Source organism: Sphingomonas canadensis (genome assembly GCF_026013525.1).
GTDB lineage: Bacteria > Pseudomonadota > Alphaproteobacteria > Sphingomonadales > Sphingomonadaceae > Sphingomonas > Sphingomonas canadensis.
Genome location: NZ_JAPDRA010000004.1, coordinates 152,397 through 175,497 on the forward strand (window position 1 = coordinate 152,397; position 23,101 = coordinate 175,497).

At 69.4% G+C, this 23,101-nt stretch carries 18 protein-coding genes; 8 read left to right on the forward strand and 10 right to left on the reverse strand.

What is annotated here, in order from left to right; translation table 11 throughout:
* Positions 1-7: 7 nt before the first annotated feature.
* Positions 8-1,243, forward strand: a complete 1,236-nt coding sequence (locus OM513_RS10410) for a cytochrome P450 (RefSeq protein ID WP_264944143.1) — start codon at positions 8-10, stop codon at positions 1,241-1,243.
* A 122-nt stretch (positions 1,244-1,365) separates the two neighbouring features.
* Positions 1,366-1,812 carry a peptide-methionine (R)-S-oxide reductase MsrB gene (msrB, locus tag OM513_RS10415; RefSeq protein WP_264944383.1) on the forward strand — a complete coding sequence of 149 codons (447 nt, stop codon included), beginning with the start codon at positions 1,366-1,368 and terminating at the stop codon, positions 1,810-1,812.
* Between the two features lie 24 nt (positions 1,813-1,836).
* Here the strand turns inward: msrB and OM513_RS10420 are convergent, their stop codons facing one another.
* The gene (locus OM513_RS10420) at positions 1,837-2,370 is read right to left on the reverse strand and encodes a CHAP domain-containing protein (protein WP_264944145.1); all 534 of its coding nucleotides are present in this window, start codon (positions 2,368-2,370) and stop codon (positions 1,837-1,839) included.
* A gap of 481 nt (positions 2,371-2,851) precedes the next feature.
* Here OM513_RS10420 and OM513_RS10425 point away from each other — a divergent pair, with 481 nt between their 5' ends.
* Positions 2,852-3,403: a hypothetical protein gene (locus OM513_RS10425; RefSeq protein WP_264944147.1), complete on the forward strand. Its 552-nt coding sequence runs from the start codon at positions 2,852-2,854 to the stop codon at positions 3,401-3,403.
* Positions 3,404-3,463: 60 nt separating this feature from the next.
* On the opposite strand, the gene OM513_RS10430 is transcribed toward OM513_RS10425, so the two are convergent.
* From OM513_RS10430 to OM513_RS10465, 8 genes are all read right to left on the reverse strand, one after another.
* Positions 3,464-4,201 carry an extensin-like domain-containing protein gene (locus OM513_RS10430; protein WP_264944148.1) on the reverse strand — a complete coding sequence of 246 codons (738 nt, stop codon included), beginning with the start codon at positions 4,199-4,201 and terminating at the stop codon, positions 3,464-3,466.
* The gene (locus tag OM513_RS10435; RefSeq protein ID WP_264944149.1) at positions 4,198-4,947 is read right to left on the reverse strand and encodes an NUDIX hydrolase; all 750 of its coding nucleotides are present in this window, start codon (positions 4,945-4,947) and stop codon (positions 4,198-4,200) included. Before OM513_RS10435 ends, OM513_RS10430 begins: the two co-directional genes overlap by 4 nt.
* Before the next feature lie 176 nt (positions 4,948-5,123).
* Positions 5,124-6,173 (reverse strand): SMP-30/gluconolactonase/LRE family protein, encoded by a 1,050-nt coding sequence (locus OM513_RS10440; protein WP_264944151.1) that lies wholly within the window; start codon positions 6,171-6,173, stop codon positions 5,124-5,126.
* A complete protein-coding gene (locus OM513_RS10445; RefSeq protein ID WP_264944152.1) occupies positions 6,170-8,437 on the reverse strand; it encodes a glycoside hydrolase family 3 N-terminal domain-containing protein in 2,268 nt (755 codons plus the stop codon). Before OM513_RS10445 ends, OM513_RS10440 begins: the two co-directional genes overlap by 4 nt.
* Positions 8,434-9,573 (reverse strand): Gfo/Idh/MocA family protein, encoded by a 1,140-nt coding sequence (locus tag OM513_RS10450; RefSeq protein ID WP_380916308.1) that lies wholly within the window; start codon positions 9,571-9,573, stop codon positions 8,434-8,436. Before OM513_RS10450 ends, OM513_RS10445 begins: the two co-directional genes overlap by 4 nt.
* A gap of 94 nt (positions 9,574-9,667) precedes the next feature.
* Positions 9,668-11,011: an ATP-binding protein gene (locus tag OM513_RS10455; protein ID WP_264944153.1), complete on the reverse strand. Its 1,344-nt coding sequence runs from the start codon at positions 11,009-11,011 to the stop codon at positions 9,668-9,670.
* Positions 11,008-11,730: a response regulator gene (locus OM513_RS10460; RefSeq protein WP_264944154.1), complete on the reverse strand. Its 723-nt coding sequence runs from the start codon at positions 11,728-11,730 to the stop codon at positions 11,008-11,010. The genes OM513_RS10455 and OM513_RS10460 overlap by 4 nt, the downstream gene beginning before the upstream one ends.
* A gap of 127 nt (positions 11,731-11,857) precedes the next feature.
* Positions 11,858-13,174 (reverse strand): dicarboxylate/amino acid:cation symporter, encoded by a 1,317-nt coding sequence (locus OM513_RS10465; protein WP_264944385.1) that lies wholly within the window; start codon positions 13,172-13,174, stop codon positions 11,858-11,860.
* 190 nt (positions 13,175-13,364) lie between these two features.
* Between OM513_RS10465 and OM513_RS10470 the strand changes: the two genes are divergently transcribed.
* The 5 genes from OM513_RS10470 (at position 13,365) to OM513_RS10490 (ending at position 21,480) form a co-directional block, all read left to right on the forward strand.
* Complete coding sequence (locus OM513_RS10470; RefSeq protein WP_264944156.1) at positions 13,365-15,041, forward strand: FAD-dependent oxidoreductase; 1,677 nt, start codon at positions 13,365-13,367, stop codon at positions 15,039-15,041.
* 267 nt (positions 15,042-15,308) lie between these two features.
* Positions 15,309-16,952, forward strand: coding sequence for a DUF5597 domain-containing protein (locus OM513_RS10475; RefSeq protein ID WP_264944387.1), 1,644 nt, complete (start codon positions 15,309-15,311; stop codon positions 16,950-16,952).
* A gap of 25 nt (positions 16,953-16,977) precedes the next feature.
* Positions 16,978-19,830: a glycoside hydrolase family 31 protein gene (locus OM513_RS10480; protein WP_264944158.1), complete on the forward strand. Its 2,853-nt coding sequence runs from the start codon at positions 16,978-16,980 to the stop codon at positions 19,828-19,830.
* Positions 19,831-19,987: 157 nt separating this feature from the next.
* Entirely contained in the window at positions 19,988-20,851 is an 864-nt protein-coding gene (locus OM513_RS10485) for a 2-dehydro-3-deoxygalactonokinase (protein WP_264944159.1), read from the forward strand.
* The gene (locus tag OM513_RS10490) at positions 20,848-21,480 is read left to right on the forward strand and encodes a 2-dehydro-3-deoxy-6-phosphogalactonate aldolase (protein WP_264944161.1); all 633 of its coding nucleotides are present in this window, start codon (positions 20,848-20,850) and stop codon (positions 21,478-21,480) included. The genes OM513_RS10485 and OM513_RS10490 overlap by 4 nt, the downstream gene beginning before the upstream one ends.
* A 7-nt stretch (positions 21,481-21,487) precedes the next feature.
* Here OM513_RS10490 and OM513_RS10495 read toward each other — a convergent pair whose 3' ends face one another.
* Complete coding sequence (locus OM513_RS10495; RefSeq protein WP_264944163.1) at positions 21,488-23,098, reverse strand: GH39 family glycosyl hydrolase; 1,611 nt, start codon at positions 23,096-23,098, stop codon at positions 21,488-21,490.
* Between the last annotated feature and the right edge of the window lie 3 nt (positions 23,099-23,101).

Consider the following 23,101-nt stretch of genomic DNA (forward strand, 5'->3'; position numbering starts at 1 on the left):
ACCGCCGATGGCAACGCTTGCCCCCCAGCCGGCCGCGAACAGCGCCGCCGATCCCTATGACGTGACCCGTCCCGAACTGTACCGCGACGACACGTGGCAGGAGCCGTTCCGCTGGCTGCGCGCCAACGCCCCGGTCTATCGCTGCGAGAACAGCGCGTTCGGCCCCTATTGGTCGGTCTCCACCTACAAGCCGATCGTCCATGCCGAATCGCTGCCGGAGATCTTCTCGTCCGAAATGGGCGGGATCGTGATCGCCGACCTGCAGGAAGGCGACATCAAGATGCCGATGTTCATCGCGATGGACCGGCCCAAGCACACCGGCCAGCGGCGCACCATCGCCCCCGCCTTCACCCCCAGCGAGATGGTGCGCATGACCGGCGACATCCGCCGCCGCACCACCGAAATCCTCGATTCGCTGCCGGTGGGCGAGGAGTTCGACTGGGTCGACCGCGTATCGATCGAGCTGACCACCCAGATGCTGGCGATCCTGTTCGACTTCCCCTGGGAGGACCGCCGCCTGCTGACCTATTGGTCCGACTGGGCGGGCGATATCGAGATCGCGCACAATCCCGAGCGCAAGGAGGAACGGCGCCAGATCCTGTTCCAGTGCGCCGCCTATTTCACCAACCTGTGGAAGTCGAAGGTCGGCAAGGATCCGACGCCCGACCTGATCTCCATGATGATCCATTCGGACGCCATGTCCGAGATGGACGACATGGAGTTCCTGGGGAACCTGATCCTGCTGATCGTTGGCGGGAACGACACCACCCGCAACTCGATGAGCGCCTTTGCCTGGGGGCTGGAGCAGTTCCCGGACCAGCGCGCCAAGCTGGAGGCTGATCCCGGGCTGATCCCCAATGCCGTGCAGGAGATCATCCGCTGGCAGACGCCGCTGGCGCACATGCGCCGCACCGCGACCGAGGACACGATCCTGGAGGGCCAGGAGATCAAGGCGGGCGACAAGCTGGCGCTCTGGTATCTCTCCGCCAATCGCGACGAGAGCGTGTTCCCCGACGCGGACAAGATCATCATCGAGCGTGAGAATGCGCGGCGCCACCTGGCCTTCGGCCACGGCATCCACCGTTGCGTGGGCGCGCGGCTGGCCGAGCTGCAGATCAGCGTGCTGATGGAGGAGATGGCCAAGCGCCGCCTGCGCGTGAACGTGCTGCGCGAGCCCGATCGCGTCGCCGCCTGCTTCGTCCACGGCTATCGCAAGATGCCGGCGGAACTGAGCCGCTACTGATCGCGCCGTAACCGGCGGCATCGCCCGTGCGAACCCATGGCGCAGGCCTTTTCCGGCCCGCACCATGGGAGCATAATGGCGGCATGCGCTACGATCGACGCGGCATCCTGAATCTGGGCGCGATGGGCGCGCTGACGGTCACCATCGGCTGCTCGGCGGGCGAGAGCCAGGCCGCGCAGACCTTCGCCTTCAAGCTGACCGATGCGGAATGGCGCAGCCGCCTTTCGCCCGAGGCCTATCGCGTGCTGCGTCAGGCGGGGACCGAACGGCCCTACACCAGCCCGCTCAACAAGGAGCATCGCGCCGGCACCTTCCTGTGCGCTGGCTGCGCGCTGCCGCTCTATTCCTCGCGGACGAAGTTCGACAGCGGCACCGGCTGGCCCAGCTTCTGGCAGCCGCTGGCCAACGCGGTGGTCACGCGGACCGACGGCAGCCTGGGGATGCGGCGGACCGAGGTGCTGTGCCGCCGCTGCGGCGGCCACCTGGGCCATGTGTTCGACGATGGACCGCAGCCCACCGGCAAGCGCTATTGCATGAACGGCGTGGCGCTCACGTTCCGGCCCGCCTAGGCAGGGCCGGAGGCGCGCGAAAAATCAGAGGTCGAGCTTCTCGGGAACCAGGTCGCTGAGGTCGAGCTCGAGCGAGGCGACGACCTGGCGCTTGCCGCCGGCGATCTGGCCCTGCCAGCTATCCGCGCCATTGTCGCCGTCCGGATAGATGAAGCCGTTGAGCGGATAGGCGGTGCGGCCCAGCCCGCCGATCGGGCCGTACCATACGCGCACCTGACTCCAGTCGCCCGCAGGCGACACGTCCACCGCGCGCACGTCGATCTCGATCCCGCCGGGGCGCGACCAGTTGGCGTGGCGCAGCAGCACCTCACGATCGCTGACGATCTTGGAAACCATCGCGACATGGCCCAGCGGCATGCTGGCGATCGCGCGGAACGACATCACCGCGCCGACGCGGGGCTCGGCACCGCGGGCATATTTGCCGGCGGCCTGGTTCCACCAGGTGTGGGCGTTGCCGTAGATCTCGACGCCCGAAACCGCCCGGGCATAGGGCACGCACTGGAGAACGCCGGAGCGCGCCTGTGCCGGAAGCACGGTCGCAAGGCAAAGCGCGGCCATCAGCGCAAAACGCGCTGCAAGAGAACGGAACGTCACGGGAGCCCCCCGATGCGATTGCGTTGGTGAGGCTGTTCCTTGCCGTCCCCGGTTAACAATTCCTAGCCTCGCTCCGGCGATATGGGATGAACCGTTGCTCGCGGGGGATGAAGGGCCGGAACCGTTCGATTCGCCGTGCCGCACTGCCGCGAATCGTCACGGGCGGTGCGCGCCGGGTCCTCGCGGAGCCATCTTGCAGCGCAACATCCGCCTCGTGACGAACCCGTACCGGAAGATGCCGTAACTGACAGGGTTGTTGCCCAAGCGCATCAGTCCGCGGCTTTTCGTGCAGCCGGAATCGGTTCGTCGCATCCATGTTGCAACGCAAAAGCCTATCGTGCTCATTTGTGAACGGGGCACGACGATCCGGTTAAGGTGTGCGTTAACCATTCGCGCGCATGATCGGATCAGGAGGAGTGAAGTTTACCGGTGGGGAGTTGATACAATGGGCGCGAGAATGAAACCGGCCGAAGGTGCGATGACGCTGGCCGAGATGAAGGAATTCGCTGGATTTGCCGCCGCGACGCAGCGCTATGTCCGCCGCTCGCTCGACATCGGACTGGAGCGCGACGACGCGCTTTCGCGCTGGTCGCGCGACGTGGTCGAGGCCGCCAGCATCCGCGCCCAGGCCCGTATCTACGAACGCCTCCCCGAAATCCGCGCGCTCGTGCCGGACGACAGCGGCCTTGACGCAGTGGAGCCGTTCATGGCGCCGCTGATCTCGGTCACCGCCTTCGATCTGGGCCAGGGCCGGCTCACCAGCTTCTCGGCCTATCGCTTCCTGTACGAGCGGCTGATCGGCGCCGAGGTGCGGCCATGGCTCCCTTCGGCCTTCTGCTCGGCCGCGGCGCTGCCCAACCTGCACCCGGATCTGCGCCGCAAGCTGCTCCAGTCGATCAGCGAAGCCGCGGCCACCGCATCGGGCTGGTCGAACCGCCAGCCGGCCTTCTACCCCCAGTGGGTGGAGAAGGTGGACGGCGCCTCGCTCTCGCACTGAGCGGACCTGCTCAAAGACCCTCCCCGTACCGGCGGGGAGGGTAGCGGCCCGCGCGCCGCCTTAACGGCACGCCCGCCAGCCGAACCTCCCCGCGGCGGCCGTATCGAAATGAAAATGATCGGCGTGCGCCGCATTATAGTCGGGCGAGAGCACCGTGCCGAACACCCCGCACGCGCCGTCGCGCACCTCGCGCAGAAACGCCTCGCGCGCGCCGTCCCCGCCCTTCCACTCCTGTTTCACCGCGATCCGCCGCGCGTCGGCCAGGCGGAAGGCGCGGATATCGATCGCGTCGGCGGTGGCATGCTGGCTCCAGCCCTCACCGCCCCCGCCCGCGATGCGGCGGCACGAATAGCTGCCGAAATGCTCGATCGCGCTCACCCGCACGCCGAAATGCCGCTGCGCCGCCGGCTGGACGACATGCCATTCCCACAGCGCCAGCGCGGCCGCCACGGGGCAGGCGACCGTCACCGCGCCGGGCAGATAGTCGATCGATCGCGTGCCGCCTCCCGCGAAGCGCACGCCATCGGCATAGCCGCATAGGGGCTGCGCGCCCTCCACCGGCGCCATCGCATCGAAACGCACGCCCGCCCTTTCCAGCAGTGCCCGGCAGCGCGCGGGATCATCGCCCAGCCCGGCGATCTTTCGCGCGGTGAACAGTCCCACCGGCCGGTTCAGGTCCAGCGCGGTCCACGGCAGGTCCTCGGGCCGGTTGCGCAGCAGGGCATAGGCCGCGAAGGCGAGCAGCAACAGCGCTAGCGCCGCCACGGCCCACAGCACCGCGCGCCGCGCCATCCTCATCCCCGTACCGCCGTGTCCAGCGCCTCCGCGGTGACGGGATAGCCCAGGTCGTCCGGGATGCAGAGATAGCGCCCATCCCCGCGCTGCTCGATCCATGGCGTCACGGCGCGCACCGGATGGGCGATCGCGTCCGCTACCGCCTCCTCGAAGCTTGCGAAGCGCGCCAGCCGCTCCAGGTTGCGGCGGGTGGGGAAGATCACGCCAGCCTCACCGGCATCGGCCATCGCCAGCACGTCGCGCGCGCTGGCCCAGAAGGCGCGGACATTCTCGTTGCCGTCCACCACCGCCTCCGCCCCTTCCGGCGCGCGGGCCAGGTAGAAGCGCGTGTCGAACACCCGGTGGCGCAGGCCATGGGGCAGCCAGCGCGCGAAGGGCACCAGCGCATCGGGATCGATCGCGCCGCCCGCCACCGCGAGCAGCTCGCCCATCGGCTCGCCCGCGTGCAACGCCTCGCGCAACGCCAGCAGCTCCGCGCCGCCGGGATCGAGGCCCACCGCGATGCCCGCCTCCTCCAGCGTCTCGCGGATCGCGGCGATGCGCGCGGCGCCCTCCTCGGGCGCATGCGAATGGAGCGTCGCGAGCGCATGATCGCCGGGGTCCACCCGCCCGCCGGGAAACACCAGCATCCCGCCGGCGAAGCGCATCGCCGCCGCGCGCTCGACCATCAGCAGCTCGGGCGGCCCCGCGGGCGCGGGGCGCATCACGATCAGCGTGGCGGCGGGAATCGCCTCGGGTTCTTCGGCCATGACGATGGTCTGGAGTCTGTCCTGTTCAGGCGGCACCAGCCCGCTCCCCCACCCGGCCACCCATGGAATAGACTGGCGTTGGGTGGCCGGGTGGGGGAGCGGGCTGGTGCCGATTCCACCAAAAGCGGGCATACTCTAGGCGCGGCGGCGGGGCGCGCAACCCGTGCGGCGCGCCGTTACCAGCCCGAAGCCTTCAGCCGCACCGCCGCCAGCATGTCGCTGGAGGTCAGGAACAGCGTCCGCCCGTCCTCGCCGAACGCGCAGTTCGCGATCGCCTTGCCGGTGGCGATCAGCCCCAGCCGCTTTCCCTCGGGCGACAGCACATGCACGCCGCCCGGCCCGGTGGCGTAGACGCGGCCCGCGGTATCGACCTTCAGCCCGTCGGGCAGGCCCGGCATCTTCTTCGCCAGCTCTTCCGAGAAATCGGCGAAGACCCTGGGATAGCCGGAAACCCCGCCCTCGATATCGAGCGGATAGGCCAGGATCTGCGGCCGCGCCTCGTCCGACATGGCGACATAGAGCGTCTGCTGATCGGGCGATACCGCCACGCCGTTGGGGCGCTTCAGGTCGCGATCGATCAGGTTCACCCGGCCTTCGCGATCGATCCGGTAGACGCCGTTGAAGCCGGTCTCCTTCAGCGTCGATTCGTCGCCGTCGCGCAGGCCATAGGGCGGATCAGTGAAATAGATGGTGCCGTTGCGGTGGATCGCCACATCGTTGCAGCTATTGAACCGCGCGCCCTCGAAACGATCGGCCAGGATGGTCTTCTTCTTCGACTTCGGGTCCATGCGGGCGATCGCGCGGGTGCCGCTGTCGGCCATCACCACCATGCCCTGCGCGTCGATCGCCATGCCGTTGGCGCCCGCCTCGCGGATTTCCGGCGGAACCGGCCCGGCCAGGCCGGAGGGCTCCAGGAACTTCGTCACGCCCTTGCCCTTGCGCCATTGGTAACAGGTGTTGGCGGGCACATCGTTGAACAGCAGATAGCGGCCCTTTTTCACCCACACCGGCCCTTCGGCCCAGCGATAGCCGCTGCCCAGCACCAGGACCGGCGACGCCACGTCCGCCACCGCGTCGAAGCCGGGATTCAGCCGCGTGATCGATCCCACCGCCGCCGCGCCGCCGGCCGCGCGCGCCAGCCCGGGTGCGAAGGGCGCCGCCGCCATCGCCGCGATCACCGCGCGGCGCGAGAATCCGTCCGCCATCGTCTCTCCCCTCCCTGTCATGCGATCTGTACCTTGGCCGCGATTGCCGCGGCGGGAAAACGGCCCTCGCCGCGCTTCGCGATCGCAAAGCTGCCGCGCAGCCGGATATCGTCGGACGAGGCGCCCAGCATCACCTCGATGGTCCCCGGCTCGACCAGCCATTTCCCCGCGTGCCAGATCGCCATCTGATCGGGCGAGATGGTGAAGGTCACGCGCCGCGTCTCGCCGGGCTTCAGCGTCACGCGGGCGAAGCCGCGCAGTTCCTTCACCGGCCGGGCCACGCTCGCCACCGGATCGCGCAGATAGAGCTGGACCACCTCGTCCCCCGCCGCCGCGCCCGCGTTGGTCACCGATGCCGCGATCCGGATCGCGCCGCCCGCCTGCTCGATCGCCAGCCCGGCATAGTCGAAGCGGGTGTAGCCCAGCCCATGGCCGAACGGGAACAGCGGCCCGATCGCCACGTCGCGGTAGCGCGCGCTGTCCACCGCCAGATCCGGGTTGGCCGGGCGGCCGGTGGCGGCATGGGCATAGGTCAGCGGCGCCTGGCCGCCATGGCGCGGCATCGATACAGGCAGCCTGCCCCCCGGCGATACCGCGCCGGTCAGCACATCGACGATCGCGGGGCCGCTTTCCACCCCCAGGAACCAGGTCTCCAGCACCGCCGGGAAGCCCGCCAGCGCGGCTTCCAGCGCCAGCGGCCGTCCGTTCATCAGCACCACCGCCACCGGCTTGCCGGTCTCGCGGATTGCGTCCGCCAGCGCGGTCTGGGGATCGGGCAGGCCGATATCCGCCTGGCTGCGCGCCTCGCCGGTCAGGTCGTAATCCTCGCCGATCACGAGCAGGACGAGATCGGCGCGGTTCGCCGCGGCCACCGCCGGGGCGATGCCCTCCAGCCCCTCCGGCCGCGTCCCCACGCCGCGCTGATATTCCACGCTCGCGCCCGATGCCTCCAGCGCCTGGCGCAGCGTCACCGCGTCGCCGGCCTGCCCGCGCGCGCGCCACGATCCCAGCGTGGACGAGGCATCGTCCGCCAGCGCGCCGATCAGCGCGATCCGCCGCCCCTTCGCGATCGGCAGCAACCCGCCGTCGTTGCGCAGCAGGACGATCGAGCGGCGGGCCAGGTCGCGCGCGATGGCGCGGCTGGCGGGCGTCGGCCCGCCCTCGCGCGCCGGATCGCCGAAGCCATAGGGATCGTCGAACAGCCCCAGCGCCGCCTTGGCCGCCAGAACGCGCCCCGCCGCCTCGTCCACCAGCGGCAGCAGATCGGGCTCGGCCGCCACCGCCGCGGCCAGATGCGTGGCATAGGCGTTGCTCGCCATGTCCATGTCCACCCCCGCGCGCAGCGCCAGCGCAGCGGCCAGGGCGGGCGTTTCGGCCACGCCATGGGCGATCAGCTCGTTGATCGCGTTCCAGTCGCTGACGACCAGCCCCCGATAGCCCCAGTCCCGGCGCAACTGGCCGCGCAGCAGCCCGGCATGCGCGGTCATGGGCACCCCGGCGATGTCGTTGAACGCGGTCATGAAGCTGCCTGCGCCCGCCTGCATCGCCGCGTGGAAGGGCGGCAGATAGACCTCGTTCAGCGTGCGGTCCGACAGGTCCGCGCTGTCATAGTCGCGCCCGCCCGCCGCCGCGCCATAGCCGGCGAAATGCTTGGCGCAGGCCAGCATGCGGCGGCCGGAGCCAAGGTCCGGCCCCTGGAAACCGCGCACCTGCGCCTCGGCCATGCGCGAACCCAGATAGGGGTCCTCGCCCGCGCCCTCCACCACGCGGCCCCAGCGCGCGTCGCGGGCGATGTCCACCATCGGCGCGAAGGTCCAGTGCAGCCCGGCCGCCCAGGCCTCCTCCGCCGCCAGCCGCGCCGCCGCCTCCGCCACCGCCGGGTCCCAGCTCGCCGCCAGCGCCAGCGGCACCGGCAGGATCGTGCGGTATCCGTGGATCACGTCCATCGCGAAGAGCAACGGGATGCCGAGCCGCGACTCCTCCACCGCCACCCGCTGCAGATCCTTCAGCGCCGCCGCGCCCGCGACATGGAGGAACGATCCCACCTCGCCGCGCCGCACGCGATCCAGCATCGCCGCGTCCAGCCGCGAGTTCAGCGCCTTCTGCCGCCCGCCGGGGATCTGCGTCATCTGCCCCAGCTTCTCGGCCAGCGTCATCCGCGCGATCAGGCCACGGATGCGCGCCGCGTGCCGCTCCTGCCCCGGGGCGGCGGCCAGCACAGGCACGCGCACCGACGCGGCGAGCAGCGCGGCGGCGGCCAGCGCGCGCCTGCGGTCCAGCCTCACGCCCCGGCCGTGCGGATCGCCCGCCCCTCGCGCGCGGATTGCAGGATCGCCTCGATCAGCCGGATGTCGCGCAGCCCCTCCTCGCCCCCCACGATCGGCTCGGCGCCGCGCATCGCGCATTCGGCCAGGTGGTCCATCTGCCCCACCCATTGCAGCTTGGCGGGCGGCGGCAGCACCACCGCCTCCGATCCGGCATAGGCGCGGCCCTTGAACAGCCGGTTGCCCTCATAGGCGGTGGCCGGTTCCATATCGAGATAGCCGTCCCGCCCGGTGGCGCGATAATGATTGTGGCCGGAACTGTAGCTCGACAGGCAATTGGCTACCACGCCCGACGGGAAGCGGAACGAGAAGGCGACGCGATCCTCCACCGTGGCGAAGCGCGGGTCGCTGCGGTCGGTCGATTCCACCGCGCTCACCCATTCGGGCTCCTCGCCCGCCAGGTAGCGCGCGGCCTGGATGCTGTAGATGCCGATGTCGAACAGCGATCCGCCGCCCGCCTTGTCCTTCTCCAGCCGCCACTGGCCGGGCTGGGCATAGAAGCCGCTTTCGGCGCTGATCGCCGTCAGCTTGCCGATCGCGCCCTCCGCGATCAACTTGCGGACGTGCAGGTTGTACTGCTCGAAATGGCAGCGATAGCCGATCATCAGCTTGCGCTTCGCCTTGCGCCCGGCGGCGATCATCGCCTCGCATTCGGCCGAATTCATCGCCATCGGCTTTTCGCACAGCACATGCTTGCCCGCCTGGAAGGCGCGGATCGTATATTCGGCGTGCAGGAACACCGGCAACACGACATAGACCAGGTCGATGTCCGGATTGTCCCTGATCCGGTCGTAATCGGCATAGCTGTAGCGATGCGTCTTCGGGATGCCGTATTCGGCGCCATATTGTTCCAGCTTGGCCGGGGTTCCGCTCACCAGCGCCACCAGCTTCGCATGCTCGCACTGGGCGATCCGCGGCATGATCTGGCGCGTGGCATAGCTGCCCAGTCCGACGACGGCATAGCCCAGCTTGCGCCCGTCCGGCCGCGCGCGCGGCTCCGACAGCGCTGTCTGCGAAAGCGTCGATCCCGCCACGATTCCCGCGCCGGCACCCGTCAGCACGCCGCGCCGGCTCATCCGGTTCCAATCCATCGCCATCCTCTCCTTCCGGCCCTTCGGCGGCCGTGCCCGATCTGTTAGCGCTATCACCTGCGGGCGCGGACGCCAAGCGTCAGCCGGCCACGCCCATGGATCAGGCGGGCAGCGTCACCACCGCGCGCAGCCCGCCCTGCGGCCGGTTCTCCAGCGTCACGTCGCCGCCATGCCCCCGCGCCACTGCCCGGGCGCTGGCAAGCCCCAGCCCAAAGCCGCCGGTATCGCGGCTGCGCGATCGCTCGCCGCGGAAGAAGGGTTCGAACATCCGGTCCAGCTCGTCGGGCGGAATGCCCGGCCCGTGATCGCACACCTCGATCACGGCCTGCCCGGCGCCGCTGCTCAGCTTCACCTCGGCGCTGCCGGCATATTTTAGCGCGTTGCCCACCAGGTTGCTCAGCATCGCCTTCAGCCCGGCGGAATTGCCGTCGATCACCAGCGGCCCGCCCGGCGCGAAGCTGACCTCGGCGCCGCGATCGGCATAATCGTCGGTGACGCTTTCGATCAGCGTGCGCAGGTCCAGCGGGCGGCGGCCCACCGCCTGGCTGGTGTCGCGCACATAGGCGAGCGCGGCGGCGATCATCGATTCCATGTCATGGATGTCGGCCTCGCACGCCTTGCGGAGCTTTGCCGGCGCGCCCTCCAGCCGCAGCTCCAGCCGCATCAGCGGGGTGCGCAGGTCATGCGCGATCGCCCCCACCACCATCGCGCGATCGTCGACATAGCGGTTGAGCCGCGCCTGCATCTGGTTGAACGCCACCGCCGCGTCGGCGATCTCGGGCGGACCGGAGACTTCCAGCGGCGCGGCGCGGGGGTCGCGGCCCAGCCGCTCCGCCGCCGCGGCGAATGCCCCGATCGGCTTGGCCAGCCGCCGCGCGAGCCACCAGGCGAACGGCACCACCGCGATCGCGGTGAACAACAGCCACAGCAGCCCGAACCAGCGCCACAGCTCGAACGCATGCCGCGCCGGCCGCACCGTGACCCAGGTGCCGTCATCACGCCGCAGCGAGGCGACGAAGTCGTCGAGCACCAGATAGTTGCGCGCCGAGATCAGGTCGCGCGGAATGGCGGGCGGCGGCAGCGCACGCCTGTCATAGGCCGGCGCGCGCTGCGGGAACGGCGGGCTGGCGAAGCCGAACTCGACGCGATCCTCGGGCACGCCCAGCACCATCGCCAGCGCCGGACGGATACGGTCTGCGCGCGGCGCCCAGATGCTCGGATCGGTCTTCTCGCGCCCGGTGAAGCGCAGCTCGCCGGTCGCGTCTCGCCCTTCCTCCAGCGCGCGGGCGATATCGCCGACCAGGTAGAGCCGCGGCGGCGGCGGCTGGACCGCGACCAGCAGCGCCAGGTTGAGCGTCTGCACCACGGCCACACAGGCCAGCATCAGCAGGAAGATGCGCAGGAACAGCGGAGTCGCCGGTCCCTGCGCCCCCGCCTGCTTCACGCGCGCACGACCCGCGGCACGAACAGATAGCCTTCGTTGCGGACGGTGCGGATGATCTCGTCGCCGCCAGACCGCAGCTTGCGGCGCAGGCGGCTGACCTGCACGTCGATCGCCCGGTCATAGGCGTCGGAATTGGGTCCGCGCGCGGCGGCGAGCAGCGCTTCGCGGGTCAGCACGCGGCGCGGCCGTTCGATGAACACGCGCAGCACCGCGAACTCGCCGTCGGTCAGCCCCACCAGCACGCCTTCGGGATCGAACAGCTCATGGCTGCCCAGGTCGATGCGCCAGCCGTCGAAGGTGAACTCGCTCGCCTCGGCGGGCGCGGCGACGTCGCGGCGGCGCAGCGCGGCGCGCACCGTCGCCAGTATCTCGCGCGGGCTGCACGGCTTGGGCAGATAGTGGCTGCCGCCAACCTCCAGCCCCAGCACGCGGTCATGCTCCTCGCCCAGCGCGCTCAGGAAGATGATCTCCGGCCCGCCCGGACGCGCGATCCGGCGGCAGGCCGAAAGCCCGTCCTCGCCCGGCATCATCACGTCCAGGATCACCAGGTCCACGGGCGTTCGCGCCAGTATCTGGTCCATGTCGCGCGCGCTGGCGGCGGTTTCGACGCGGTAACCCCGCGCGCCAAGGCTGTTGGCGAGCAGGTGGCGGATGTCGCGATCGTCGTCGACCACCAACAGCGTGGCGGCGGGATCTGCGGATACGGACTCACGGTTCATATGTCCGGCATTACGCGCAAATGTGTTCCGCGTTTGTCTGATCCGTCCAGTCGTGTCCGGACGCAGGCGGATCGGAAAAACGCGCCGCACGGCCCCGGCCGCGGAACGGATCGAAAGCTTGGCCAGGCTAGTCAGGATCCGCCTCCAATCCCATGCGCGCCGGCCCCGGATCGGGCGCCGCGCGCAGCGCGCGATCCAGGGCGTCGCGGTCCAGCGCGCCTTCCCATCGCGCCACCACCACCGTCGCCACCGCGTTGCCGATGAAGTTGGTCAGGCTGCGGCATTCGCTCATGAACCGGTCGACGCCCAGGATCAGCGCCATTCCCGCCACCGGCAGCGAGGGCACGACCGACAGCGTCGCCGCCAGCGTCACGAAGCCCGCGCCGGTCACGCCGGCCGCCCCCTTCGACGTCAGCATCGCCACCAGCAGCAGCGACACCTGCTGCTCCAGGCTCAGGGGCGTCCCCGTCGCCTGCGCGATGAACAGCGCGGCGAGCGTCATGTAGATGTTCGTGCCATCCAGGTTGAACGAATAGCCGGTCGGCACCACCAGCCCCACCACCGGCCGCGCGCACCCGGCGCGCTCCATCTTGTCCATCAGCGCAGGCAGCGCGCTTTCGGACGAGGAGGTGCCCAGCACCAGCAGCAGCTCCGCCTTCAGATAGCGGATAAGCCGCAGGATCGAGAATCCCGCCAGCCGCGCCACCGTGCCCAGCACCACCAGCACGAAGACGAGCGAGGTGAGGTAGAATGTCGCCACCAGCGCGCCCAGGCTGATCAGCGATTTCGCCCCCTGGCTCCCCACCACGAACGCCATCGCGCCGAACGCGCCCACCGGCGCCGCCAGCATCAGCACGCCCACCAGCCGGAACACCACCAGCCCCAGCCGCTCCAGCAGGTCGGTCACCGGCCGCGCGGGCTCCCCAACCATCGCCAGCGTGATGCCGAACAGGATCGCGACGAACAGCACCTGCAGGATCGATCCGCCGGTCAGCGCCGAAACCAGCGTCACCGGGATGATGTCGAGCACGAAGCCGGAGATGGTCTGCGCGTGCGCCTTTTCTTCATAGCCGTGGATCTTGCTGGCATCGAGCGTGGCGGGGTTCACGTGCATCCCCGCGCCCGGCTGAACCAGGTTGCCGATCACCAGCCCCACCACCAGCGCCAGCGTGGAGAAGAACAGGAAATAGGCGAAGGCCTTGCCCGCCACGCGCCCCACCGCGCTCAGCTCGCGCATCCCGGCGATTCCGGTGACGATCGTCAGGAAGATCACCGGCCCGATGATCATCTTCACCAGCTTGATGAAGCCGGTGCCCAGCGGTTCGAGCGACTTGCCCAGATCGGGCAGGAAGATACCGGTCAGGACGCCCGCGGCGATCGCGGCGAGCACCCAGAAATAAAGCTGGCCGAAGGTCCGCCGCCGCGCCGGCGCCTGCCCTTCCATTCCATGCGCGAATGCCACCCGCTCTCTCCCCCGGTCTCCAGCCGGGTGCAGGTTATAGCGCCGCCGCCCCGGCTGTCATCCACGCGCCATTGCCGCCGCAAAGCCCCTCGAAGTATATTACACTCTATCACTTATACAGAAGCCGCGCTAACCTCCGGCGCAATCACGCTATGCCGATGGAGAGGGACCGATGGCGGTAAAGGGGTCACCGGACGGGTTCGAAGCCGCGCTGAAGCTGGCGCGGAAGAAGGATGTCGTGGTGGTCGGTGGCGGCCCCGCCGGCTGCGCCGCGGCGCTCAGCGCGGCCCGCAACGGCGCCGATGTGATGCTGATCGAGCGCGCCGCCTATCTGGGCGGGATGATGACCGGCGGCGGGATCGGCGGCATCGGCATCAACGGCTATATCATCGAGCGCGGCGTCGGGACCGAGGTGGCCAAGGGCATTCCGCTGGAAATCCTGCATCGTGCCCAGGCGATCGACGCGGCACCCGAAGGCCCGCCGATCGCGCGCCATCCCACCGATTCGGTGATGATGACCAGCCTGCTCGACGAGATGATGGAGGAAGCCGGGGTCCAGCTTCTGTTCAACACCGTGGTGTTCGACACGCTGGTCGAGGACGGGCGGGTCAAGGGCGTCGCCATCGCCAACAAGTCGGGCGGCCAGGTCGTTCTGGCCGATGTCGTGATCGACGCCTCGGCCGATGGCGACATCGCCGCGCGCGCGGGCGCCCCCTTCCACCACGGCCGCGACGAGGACGGGCGCCACCACGGCGGATCGATGGACATGCAGATCGGTGGGATCGACGTGGACCGGCTGATCGCCTGGCTCCGCGCCCAGCCGCTGATGACCGAGGAGGAGCGCGCCGAGCTGGAGCGCGAGCGTTCGGAACTGATGGGCGCCGGCCGTGCGCCCAACACCTATAAGACGCTCGACGGCGAGACCCGATCGCGCGAGCCCGTGGCCAATCAGACCGACTGGGACGAGGTGGACCGCATCCGCGCCGCAGGCGGCATCCCGCGCCTGCACTTGTCCTCAGGCGGCGGCGGCCCGATCCCGGGCAAGTCCAGCGCACCGCGGATCGACGGCAAATATGTGCCGCTTCCCGCCGGGATCGACCGCGAATGGGTGGATTATATCAAGGCGGGCAAGGTGCCGCTGCTCTATGGCGCGGCCGAGCCGGTCTATCCCCCGCCCCGTTTCGGCAACATCGGCATCTTCCGCCATGGCAAGATGCGCGACGGCCAGATGATGTCGGGGGTCTATGAGGTATGGTACGACCATACCGACGAAGAGGCCGTAAGCAGATCGCTGATCTACCGGCGCAAGCTCAACCGGGTCTATCTGAATTTCCTGCGCGAACGCATCCCGGGGTTCGAGCAAGCCTATATCGTCATGGAAACGCCCACCGGCGGTACTCGCGAGGGGCGGCGCATCCTGGGCGATTATGTGCTGACCGAGCATGACGTGATGGAGGGGCGGCGCTTCCACGACGTGATCGCCAAGGGCGGTCCGCGCGGCCCCGGCCTGCACGCCGTCACCGGGCTGTGGGGCGATGGCGTCGATGCGGCGCTGCAACGGCCTTACGACATCCCCTACCGCATCCTGCTGCCGCGCGGGCTGGAGGGGCTGCTGGTCGCGGGGCGCTGCGTATCGACGACCTTCGCCGCGCTGGGCGCGGTGCGCGATCAGGCGACCTGTATGACGATGGGCGAGGCAGCCGGCGCCGCCGCGGCGATCGCGGTCCGCGAAGGCACCACTCCCCGGGAAGTCGATATCGCGGCGCTCCAGCAACTGCTTTCCGGCCAGGGCGCGCTGCTCCACATCCCCGGCGAGGAGCCGGCACCAGCCGCGCCCGCACCCGCCTGAAAGCGGCCGCGAAGCCGGGATCGATAGCCTTGAAGCCCCGGGGCAGATCGGGGCGCCTGGGTCCGGCCGTATCGCGCCATGATCGAAGAACGCCGCGACTGACCGTGATACCGGCGGCCGCACCCCCGGCTGGCACGATACGCCACCTGCCGCCGCCCGTGCATTAGGCGCTAGCCAAGGAGTGACAACGATGTCATAAAGTCCTCGCCGAGCGGACCGGCGGGGCGCTGGCGAATCAAAAACGGGAGAGGGAACCAGCCAGCCGTGATGCATCGCCTTTTCCGTCGGCTGGGCCGCGCCGCCGCGCTCGCGGCCGCCGTGATACCTGCCCTGGCCCTCTCCGCCGTCGCCCAGCCTGCGCCGGAGCTTCCCCGCCTGGTTTCAAAACAGGGCCGGCACGCCCTGTTCGTCGATGGCGCGCCCTTTCTGATGCTCGGCGCCCAGGCCAACAACTCCAGCAACTATCCCTCGCAGCTCCCCGGCGTCTGGCCGGTGCTCGCCGCGCTCCATGCCAACACCCTGGAGATGCCCGTCGCCTGGGAACAGATCGAGCCCGAGGAGGGCCGGTTCGACTTCAGCTTCGTCGACGCGCTGATCGCACAGGCGCGCGAGCGGGACATGCGCCTTGTGATCCTGTGGTTCGCCACCTGGAAGAACACCGCCGCCAAATATGCGCCCGAATGGGTGAAGCGCGACGGACGCCGCTTCCCCCGCATGCGCAGGCCGGACGGCTCGGCCCATTATGCGCTCAGCCCCCATGGCCGCAACACGCTGGAGGCGGACAAGAAGGCGTTCACGGCACTGATGCGCCATATCGCGGCGATCGATCGGGATCATCGCGTGATCATGGTCCAGCCGGAGAATGAGGCGGGAAGCTATGAACTGATGCGCGATCATTCGCCGGAGGCGGACCGGCTGTTCCGCGGCCCCGTTCCCGCGGAGCTGGTCCACGCCCTGGGCAAACGTCCCGGCACCTGGACCGAACTGTTCGGCCCGCGCGCAGAGCAGTTCTTCCAGACCTGGCACCTGGCGCGATACGTCGATGCGGTGGCCGCCGCGGGCAAGGCGGAAAAGCCGCTGCCGATGTACGTCAACGCCGCGCTGGGCAATGCGTTCAGCGACGAAACCGGCGAGGTGGGGCCTTCCGGCGGGCCGAACTGGAACGTTATCGCGGTGTGGAAGGCGGCGGCGCCGAATATCGATCTACTGGCGCCCGACATCTACAACCGCGATCCGCGCGCCGTGATCGCCTTCCTCGATCATTACGCGCGGGCCGACAACGCGCTGATGGTGCCCGAGATCGGCAACGCCGCCGAATATGCCCGTTTCCTGTGGCCCGCCCTTGGCCGAGCTGCGATCGGCTTCGCGCCGTTCGGCATGGATGACACCGGCTATTTCAACTATCCGCTGGGCGCCAAGGCGCTGGACGCCGACACGATGCGCGCCTTCGCCGCCCCCTATGCCATGCTGCGGCCGATCGCGCGCGATTGGGCGCGGGTCGCGTTCGAGAACCCCACCTGGGGCACCGCCAAGGGGGCGCCCGATCAATCGACGGTGATGGGCCGCTGGCAGATCAGCGCGGCCTATGGCCAGTGGCAGATGGGCGAGCCGGACTGGACTTGGCTCAAGACCGATCCGCACCCGCTGGCCGGCACGCCCGCGGGCGGCATGGTCGCCGCCCAGATCGGCCCGGACACCTTTCTGATCAGCGGAACGCACGTCCGCGTCCGCCTGTCGCTGGCCCGTCCGGCCGCGGGCGAGAGCGGCCAGATCCTCGCCGCCGAGGAGGGCAGCTTCAAGGACGGGCGCTGGGTGCCCGTGCGCCGCTGGAACGGGGATCAGACCGATTACGGCTTCAACTTCACCGCACAGCCCGTGCTGCTGCGCGTGACGATGGGAAGCTATCGCTGAAGCGCAACGAAAAGGGAGAGACTGGGTGAGACACCTGCTGATCGCGCTTGCGATTACCGCCACCACGGCATGTCCGGCCGCCGCGCAGAGCTATGAGCGCATTGGCCATGGCGTCACGGTCACGCCCGCGGCGGGGCCGGCCAAGCGCGTGCGCGTCCTGGCCTATGGCGACGCGGCCTTCCGCGTCACCGCCGTCCCGGGCGACACGATCGATCTGCCGCCCAGCCTGATGGTCACCGCCCAGCCCCACGGCGATCCGGCGATCAGCGAGGCCAAGGGCGTTGTGACGCTCACGCTGCCCCGCGCGCGCGCCGAGATCCGGCTGGCCGACGGGGGCGTCCGCTTCTTCGATGCGGCGGGGCGCGAAGTGCTGGGCACCGAGGGCGCGCCCGGCTTCCGCCCGCGTGCGATCGAGGGTCAGGGCTTCCTCGCGATCCAGCAGAAGTTCAATCCCGGCACCGACGAGGGTTTTTTCGGCCTGGGCCAGCACCAGAACCGCCAGATGAACTATAATGGCGAAGACGTTGAGCTGGCCCAGCACAACATGGACATCGCCGTCCCCTTCCTTGTCTCCACGCGCAACTATGGGCTGTTGTGGGACAACAACGGCATCACCCGCTTCGGCAATCCGGTCCCCTATGCGCTGGCGGGCGAGAAGCTGAAGGTGGCGAGCGGCGGCAAGCCCGGGTGGAAGGCCGAATATTATCTGGGCGACAAGCTGGTGGTCACCCAGCAGGAACCCACGATCAACTATCAGTTCATCCGCGATCAGGCGAAGTGGCCCGCGGAGGCCAAGGCGCAGACCCGGCCCGATCCCAACACTGGCCAGAACACCGCGGGCGTCGTGGTGGGCAAGCAGCATGTGGTGTGGACAGGCTCCGTTACGCCGGACAAGAGCGGCGTCCACCGCTTCCGCCTCTATTCCTCCAGCTATGTGAAGGTCTTCGCCGACGGCAAGGAGGTGCTTAGCCGCTGGCGCCAGAACTGGAACCCCTGGTTCCACAACTTCGATCTGCCCATGAAGGCCGGCAAGCCCGTGGACATCCGCGTCGAATGGGAGCCCAACGCGGGCTATATCGCGCTCTACCACAATGATCCGATGCCCGCTGCGGACCGGCATTCGCTGTGGATGTCGTCCGAAGCGGCGCGCGCGATCGACTATTATTTCGTCGCCGGGGCGGACATGGACGGCGTGATCGCCGGCTATCGCGGCCTTACCGGCAAGGCGGAGATGCTGCCGCTCTGGGCCTATGGCTTCTGGCAGAGCCGCCAGCGCTACGAGACGCAGGAACAGCTCCTCTCGGTCGTCAGCGAGTATCGCAAGCGGCGCATCCCGTTCGACAATATCGTCCAGGACTGGTTCTACTGGCCCGAGGATAGCTGGGGCTGCCATTGCTTCGATCCCGCGCGCTTCCCCGATCCGAAGGGGATGGTGGACGCCGTGCATGCGCAGAACGCGCGGATCATGATCTCGGTCTGGGCGAAATTCTATCCCACCACCGATCACGCCAAGGAACTGGACGCCAAGGGCTGGCTCTACCGCCGCCCGCTTGAGGCGAAGCAGAAGGATTGGGTGGGGCCGGGCTATTACAATAGCTTCTACGATCCCTATGCGCCCGGCGCGCGCGCGCTGTTCTTCGATCAGGTGAAGGACACGCTGGTATCCAAGGATTTCGACGCCTGGTGGCTCGATTCGGTCGAGCCGGACTGGCATTCGAACCTCTCGATCGAGGAACGTGCCTATCAGATGAAGTCCGCCGAGGGCGGGCCGGGCGCCGCGATCTTCAACAGCTATCCGCTCGTCCATGCGGACGGGTTCGCCGGCAACCTGCGCAAAGCGCAGCCGGAGCAGCGGCCGTTCATCCTCACCCGGTCGGGCTATGCGGGCATCCAGCGGACCAGTTCGGCGCTGTGGTCCGGCGACGTCGCCGCGCGCTGGGACGATCTGCGCGACCAGATATCGGCCGGGGTGAACCTGTCGATGTCGGGCATTCCCAACTGGACGCACGACATCGGCGGCTTCGCGGTGGAAGACCGGTATTCGCAGCAGGACCCCGCCCATCTCGACGAATGGCGCGAGCTGAACCTGCGCTGGTATCAGTTCGGCGCTTTCACCCCGCTGTTCCGCAGCCACGGCGAGTTCCCGCGCCGCGAGGTTTATGAGATCGCGGGCGACGACAAGGCGATGTACGATGCGATGGTGGGCTATAATCGCCTGCGCTATCGCCTGTTGCCCTATATCTATGCGATCGCCGCCGACACCTGGCACCGCGACGGCACGATGATGCGCGGCCTGGCTATGGACTTCGCCGCCGATCGCAAGACCTGGAACATCGACGACCAATATCTGCTCGGCCCCGCCTTCCTGGTCGCGCCGGTGACCGCCTACAAGGCGCGCAGCCGCCAAGTCTATCTGCCCGCCGGCACCGGCTGGTATGATTTCGCGACCGGCGCCTGGTTCAAGGGCGGTACCACCGTCACCGCGGAGGCCCCGCGCGAACGCATGCCGCTGTTCGTGCGTGCCGGATCGATCGTGCCCAGCGGGCCGGAGGTCCAGTGGACCGGCGAGCAGCCTGGCGGCGCGATCGTCCTCCATGTCTTCACCGGCGCGGACGGAGGATTCGCGCTCTACGAGGACGACGGCCTCAGCCCCGGATACAAAAGCGGCGCGTTCGCCCGCGTGCCGGTGCGCTGGGACGAGAAGGCGGGCACGCTGACCATCGGCGCACGCCAGGGCAGCTTCCCCGGCATGGCGGCGCGGCGATCCATCTCCGTCCGGTTCCACACGCCCGACACGGCGCAGGCGCCCGATTTCACGGAGAACGCCGCGCTGCGCTTTGACTATCAGGGCGAGGAGATCGTGATCCGCCGGCCGTAACAGGGGGAACCTGCGGCCGCGGGAGCGGCTGGCCGGCGGTGAGGCAGCGGACCCGCCGGCCAGCCGCAGACCAGCGCCCCTTCCCGGGTTTCGGCGGGGCGCGACAACCCTCTATACCACGTCCGTCCCGGCAGCTTCCGCCGGGGATCGCAGGAGGATGATGCGCTTCGCCGGACCCTTCCTAGCCGTCGACTGGGGCACCACCAACCGCCGCTGCTTCCGGATAGAGGCGGGCCGGGTGACGGACAGCGCGAGCGATGATCGCGGCGCCGCCGCGGTCACCGATTTCGCCGCGGAGGCGGCCGGGCTGCGTGCGCGGCTGGGCGACCTGCCGATGCTGCTCGCGGGGATGGTGGGATCCAGCATCGGCTGGCGCACCGCGCCCTATGCCCCGGCCCCGGCCGGCATCCCCGCGCTGGCCGCCGCGCTTACCTGGATCGACGCGCGCACGGTGATCGTCCCCGGTGTCGCCACCGCGCGCGACGTGATGCGGGGCGAGGAGTTGCAACTGCTTGGCGCCGCCATCGCCGGGATGGCGCCTCCCGATGCGCTGCTCTGCCAGCCCGGAACCCACTCCAAATGGGCACGGATGGAGGCGGGCCGCATCGCCGGTTTCACCACCGCCATGACCGGCGAGCTGTTCGCGCTGATCCGCTCGCACGGCTTGCTGGCGGCCCAGCTCGGCGCACCCGCCGTGGCGGGCGCGGCGTTCCTGGAAGGCGAGGCGGAGGGGCGGCGGCGCGATCTGGCCGCATCGCTGTTCGGCATCCGCGCGTCGGGGCTGCTCGGCCTTCGCGACGATGCGGACGCCGCCTCCCATGCCTCCGGCCTGTTGATCGGCGCAGAGGTCGCCGCGCGGCTGGCGGAAAGCCGGGCGGACGCCGTCCATATCCTCACGGACTCGCCGCTGGGCGGGCTATACGCCGCAGCGATCGAGGCCCAGGGCGCCCGCGCGATACTGCTCGACAGCCGGACCGCGTTCATATCGGGGGCCGCCGCGCTCGCCACGGAGATAGCATGACCCATGTTGCCGCATTCGATGCCGCCTTCGCGCGCTGCCCGCTGGTGGCGATCCTGCGCGGGATCGCCCCCGATGAGGCGGTCGCGGTGGGAGATGCGATCGCGGCGGCGGGGATCACGCTGGTAGAGGTGCCGCTCAACTCGCCCGATCCGCTGGAGAGCATCGCCCGCCTTGCCCGTGCGCTGGAGGGCCACGCCCTCGTCGGCGCGGGCACGGTGCTCGACACGGCCCAGGTAGGTGCGGTCGCGGCGGCGGGGGGACGGATGATCGTTTCGCCCAACACCGATCCGGCGGTGATCGCCGCCAGTGCAAGCCTGGGCCTCGCCTCCATTCCCGGCTTCTTCACGCCCAGCGAGGCGTTCGCCGCGATCGCCGCCGGCGCGACCGCGCTCAAGCTGTTCCCGGCCGAAGGCGCCAGCCCCGGGGTGTTGAAGGCGATCCGTGCCGTGCTGCCCCCCGGGATGCGCGTGCTGGCCGTTGGCGGGATCACGCCGGAAGGGATGGCGCCGTGGCGCGCGGCCGGGGCTTCGGGTTTCGGCGTGGGCACCGCGCTCTACGCGCCCGGCCGCTCCCCGGCCGACTGCGCCACCCGGGCCGCGGCCTTCGTCACCGCGCTGGGCGCGCGCTGACGCGGCGCTACCGGCCCCCGCGCCGCCGCCAGGGCTCGACCAGCACCAGCATTACATCGTTGCTGCGCACCGGCACCCGCAGCACATAGGCGCCATCCCGCCCCACCCGGATGGCGATATCCTGCTCGGGCAGGTCGCGGGTCAGCCGCTGCAACTCGTCCAGTTGTTCGGGCGAAAGCGCCGCGGGCGAGCCCATCTCCAGATAGCGGGTGTGCGCGTCATTGGCCTTATAGCCTGTCCGCCGGACGGTGACCCGGTAGCGCCCGGGGGCAAGCCCGGCGAAGCGAAGCGCGATGGCGCCGTCGTCCGCGGCCGGCAGCGCCCGCGTGAAGAACGGCCGGTTGCTGACATGCTGTTCCGGCTGCCGCCAGTTCCACACGAGGACGGAGGTGCGCCCTTCCTCCGTCGCCGCGATCGCCTGTCCGTCGCCGGTCGGCACCTCGCGGCCGCGGAGCTGGTTGAGATATTTATATGCGAAGAACGCCGGCTTGCGGATCCCTTCGCGGTTGATCAGCCCGAATCCGCCATGGAACGGCGTCGGCGGCGGACCGGCCTCTTCGAAGAGATCGCTATAGGTCCAATAGCTCATGCCCTGCGTATATTCGCGCGCGGCACGCAGCCTGCTGAGGATATAGGCGGCGCTGACATAGCTGTCGTGTACCGGATCGCGCGGATTGTAGCTCGCGCTCCATTCGGTGAAGAACAGGGGCAGCCCCGGCTTGCCCGCTGCGTCGATCTGCTGACGCACCCGCCGCACGTCGCGCGTCACCGCGTCCGGATCGGTCGAGAGCCTGTTGTCGTCCTGTCCCTTCTCGTCGAGAAAGCCGCCGTCGACGCCATAGGTGTGCGTGGCGATGAAATCGACCGGAATGCCGCGCCGGGCGGCATAGGCAAGCAGCTCGGGCACCCAGGCGGCGCCCGCGGTCGCCGGGCCGCCGACGCGCAGCATGGGATCGATCGCCTTGATCGTGCGTGCGCTGGCTTCATAGAGCGCAAGATAGGCACCCTGATCGGCGCGCTCCCAGAAACCGTCGAGATTGGGTTCGTTCCACACCTCGAAATACCAGCTTCGCACCTCATCCACCCCGTAACGGGCGCGCAGATGACGGACGAAGGCGTCGACGAGTGCGACCCACTGCGCGGGATCGGGGTGAGAGGTGTTGCCCTTCCAGTAGAAGATGGTCTGGTTCGAGGTCTTCATCGCATCGGGCGTGAAGCCCAGCTCCACGAAGGGCTTGATCCCGGCCGCGAGCAGCGCGTCGTAGAGCTGGTCGATCCGCGTCCAATCATAGACGGTCTTGCCGTCCACCCGCTTCACCGTGCCCAGCACGTCATGGAAGATCGCGTGGAAGCGGATGTAGCGAAAGCCCAGCTCGTCCACCGCCATGCGGAGCTGCGCCAGGCTTTCCGGACGGATCAGCGTGCCGGGATAGTCCGCGCCGACCGAGAAGTTGAACGCGCGATCGAGCGGCCCGCCCGCCTTGCGCAGATCCACGGAAATGCCGCGCGCGGGTTCGGCGCCTGCCGCCGGCGACATCGCCCCGATCGCAACCAGCACCGCCGCCATCGCCGCCGCCAGCACGCGCCGCACCAAGGCACGGACCCGGGAATGCGTCATCGT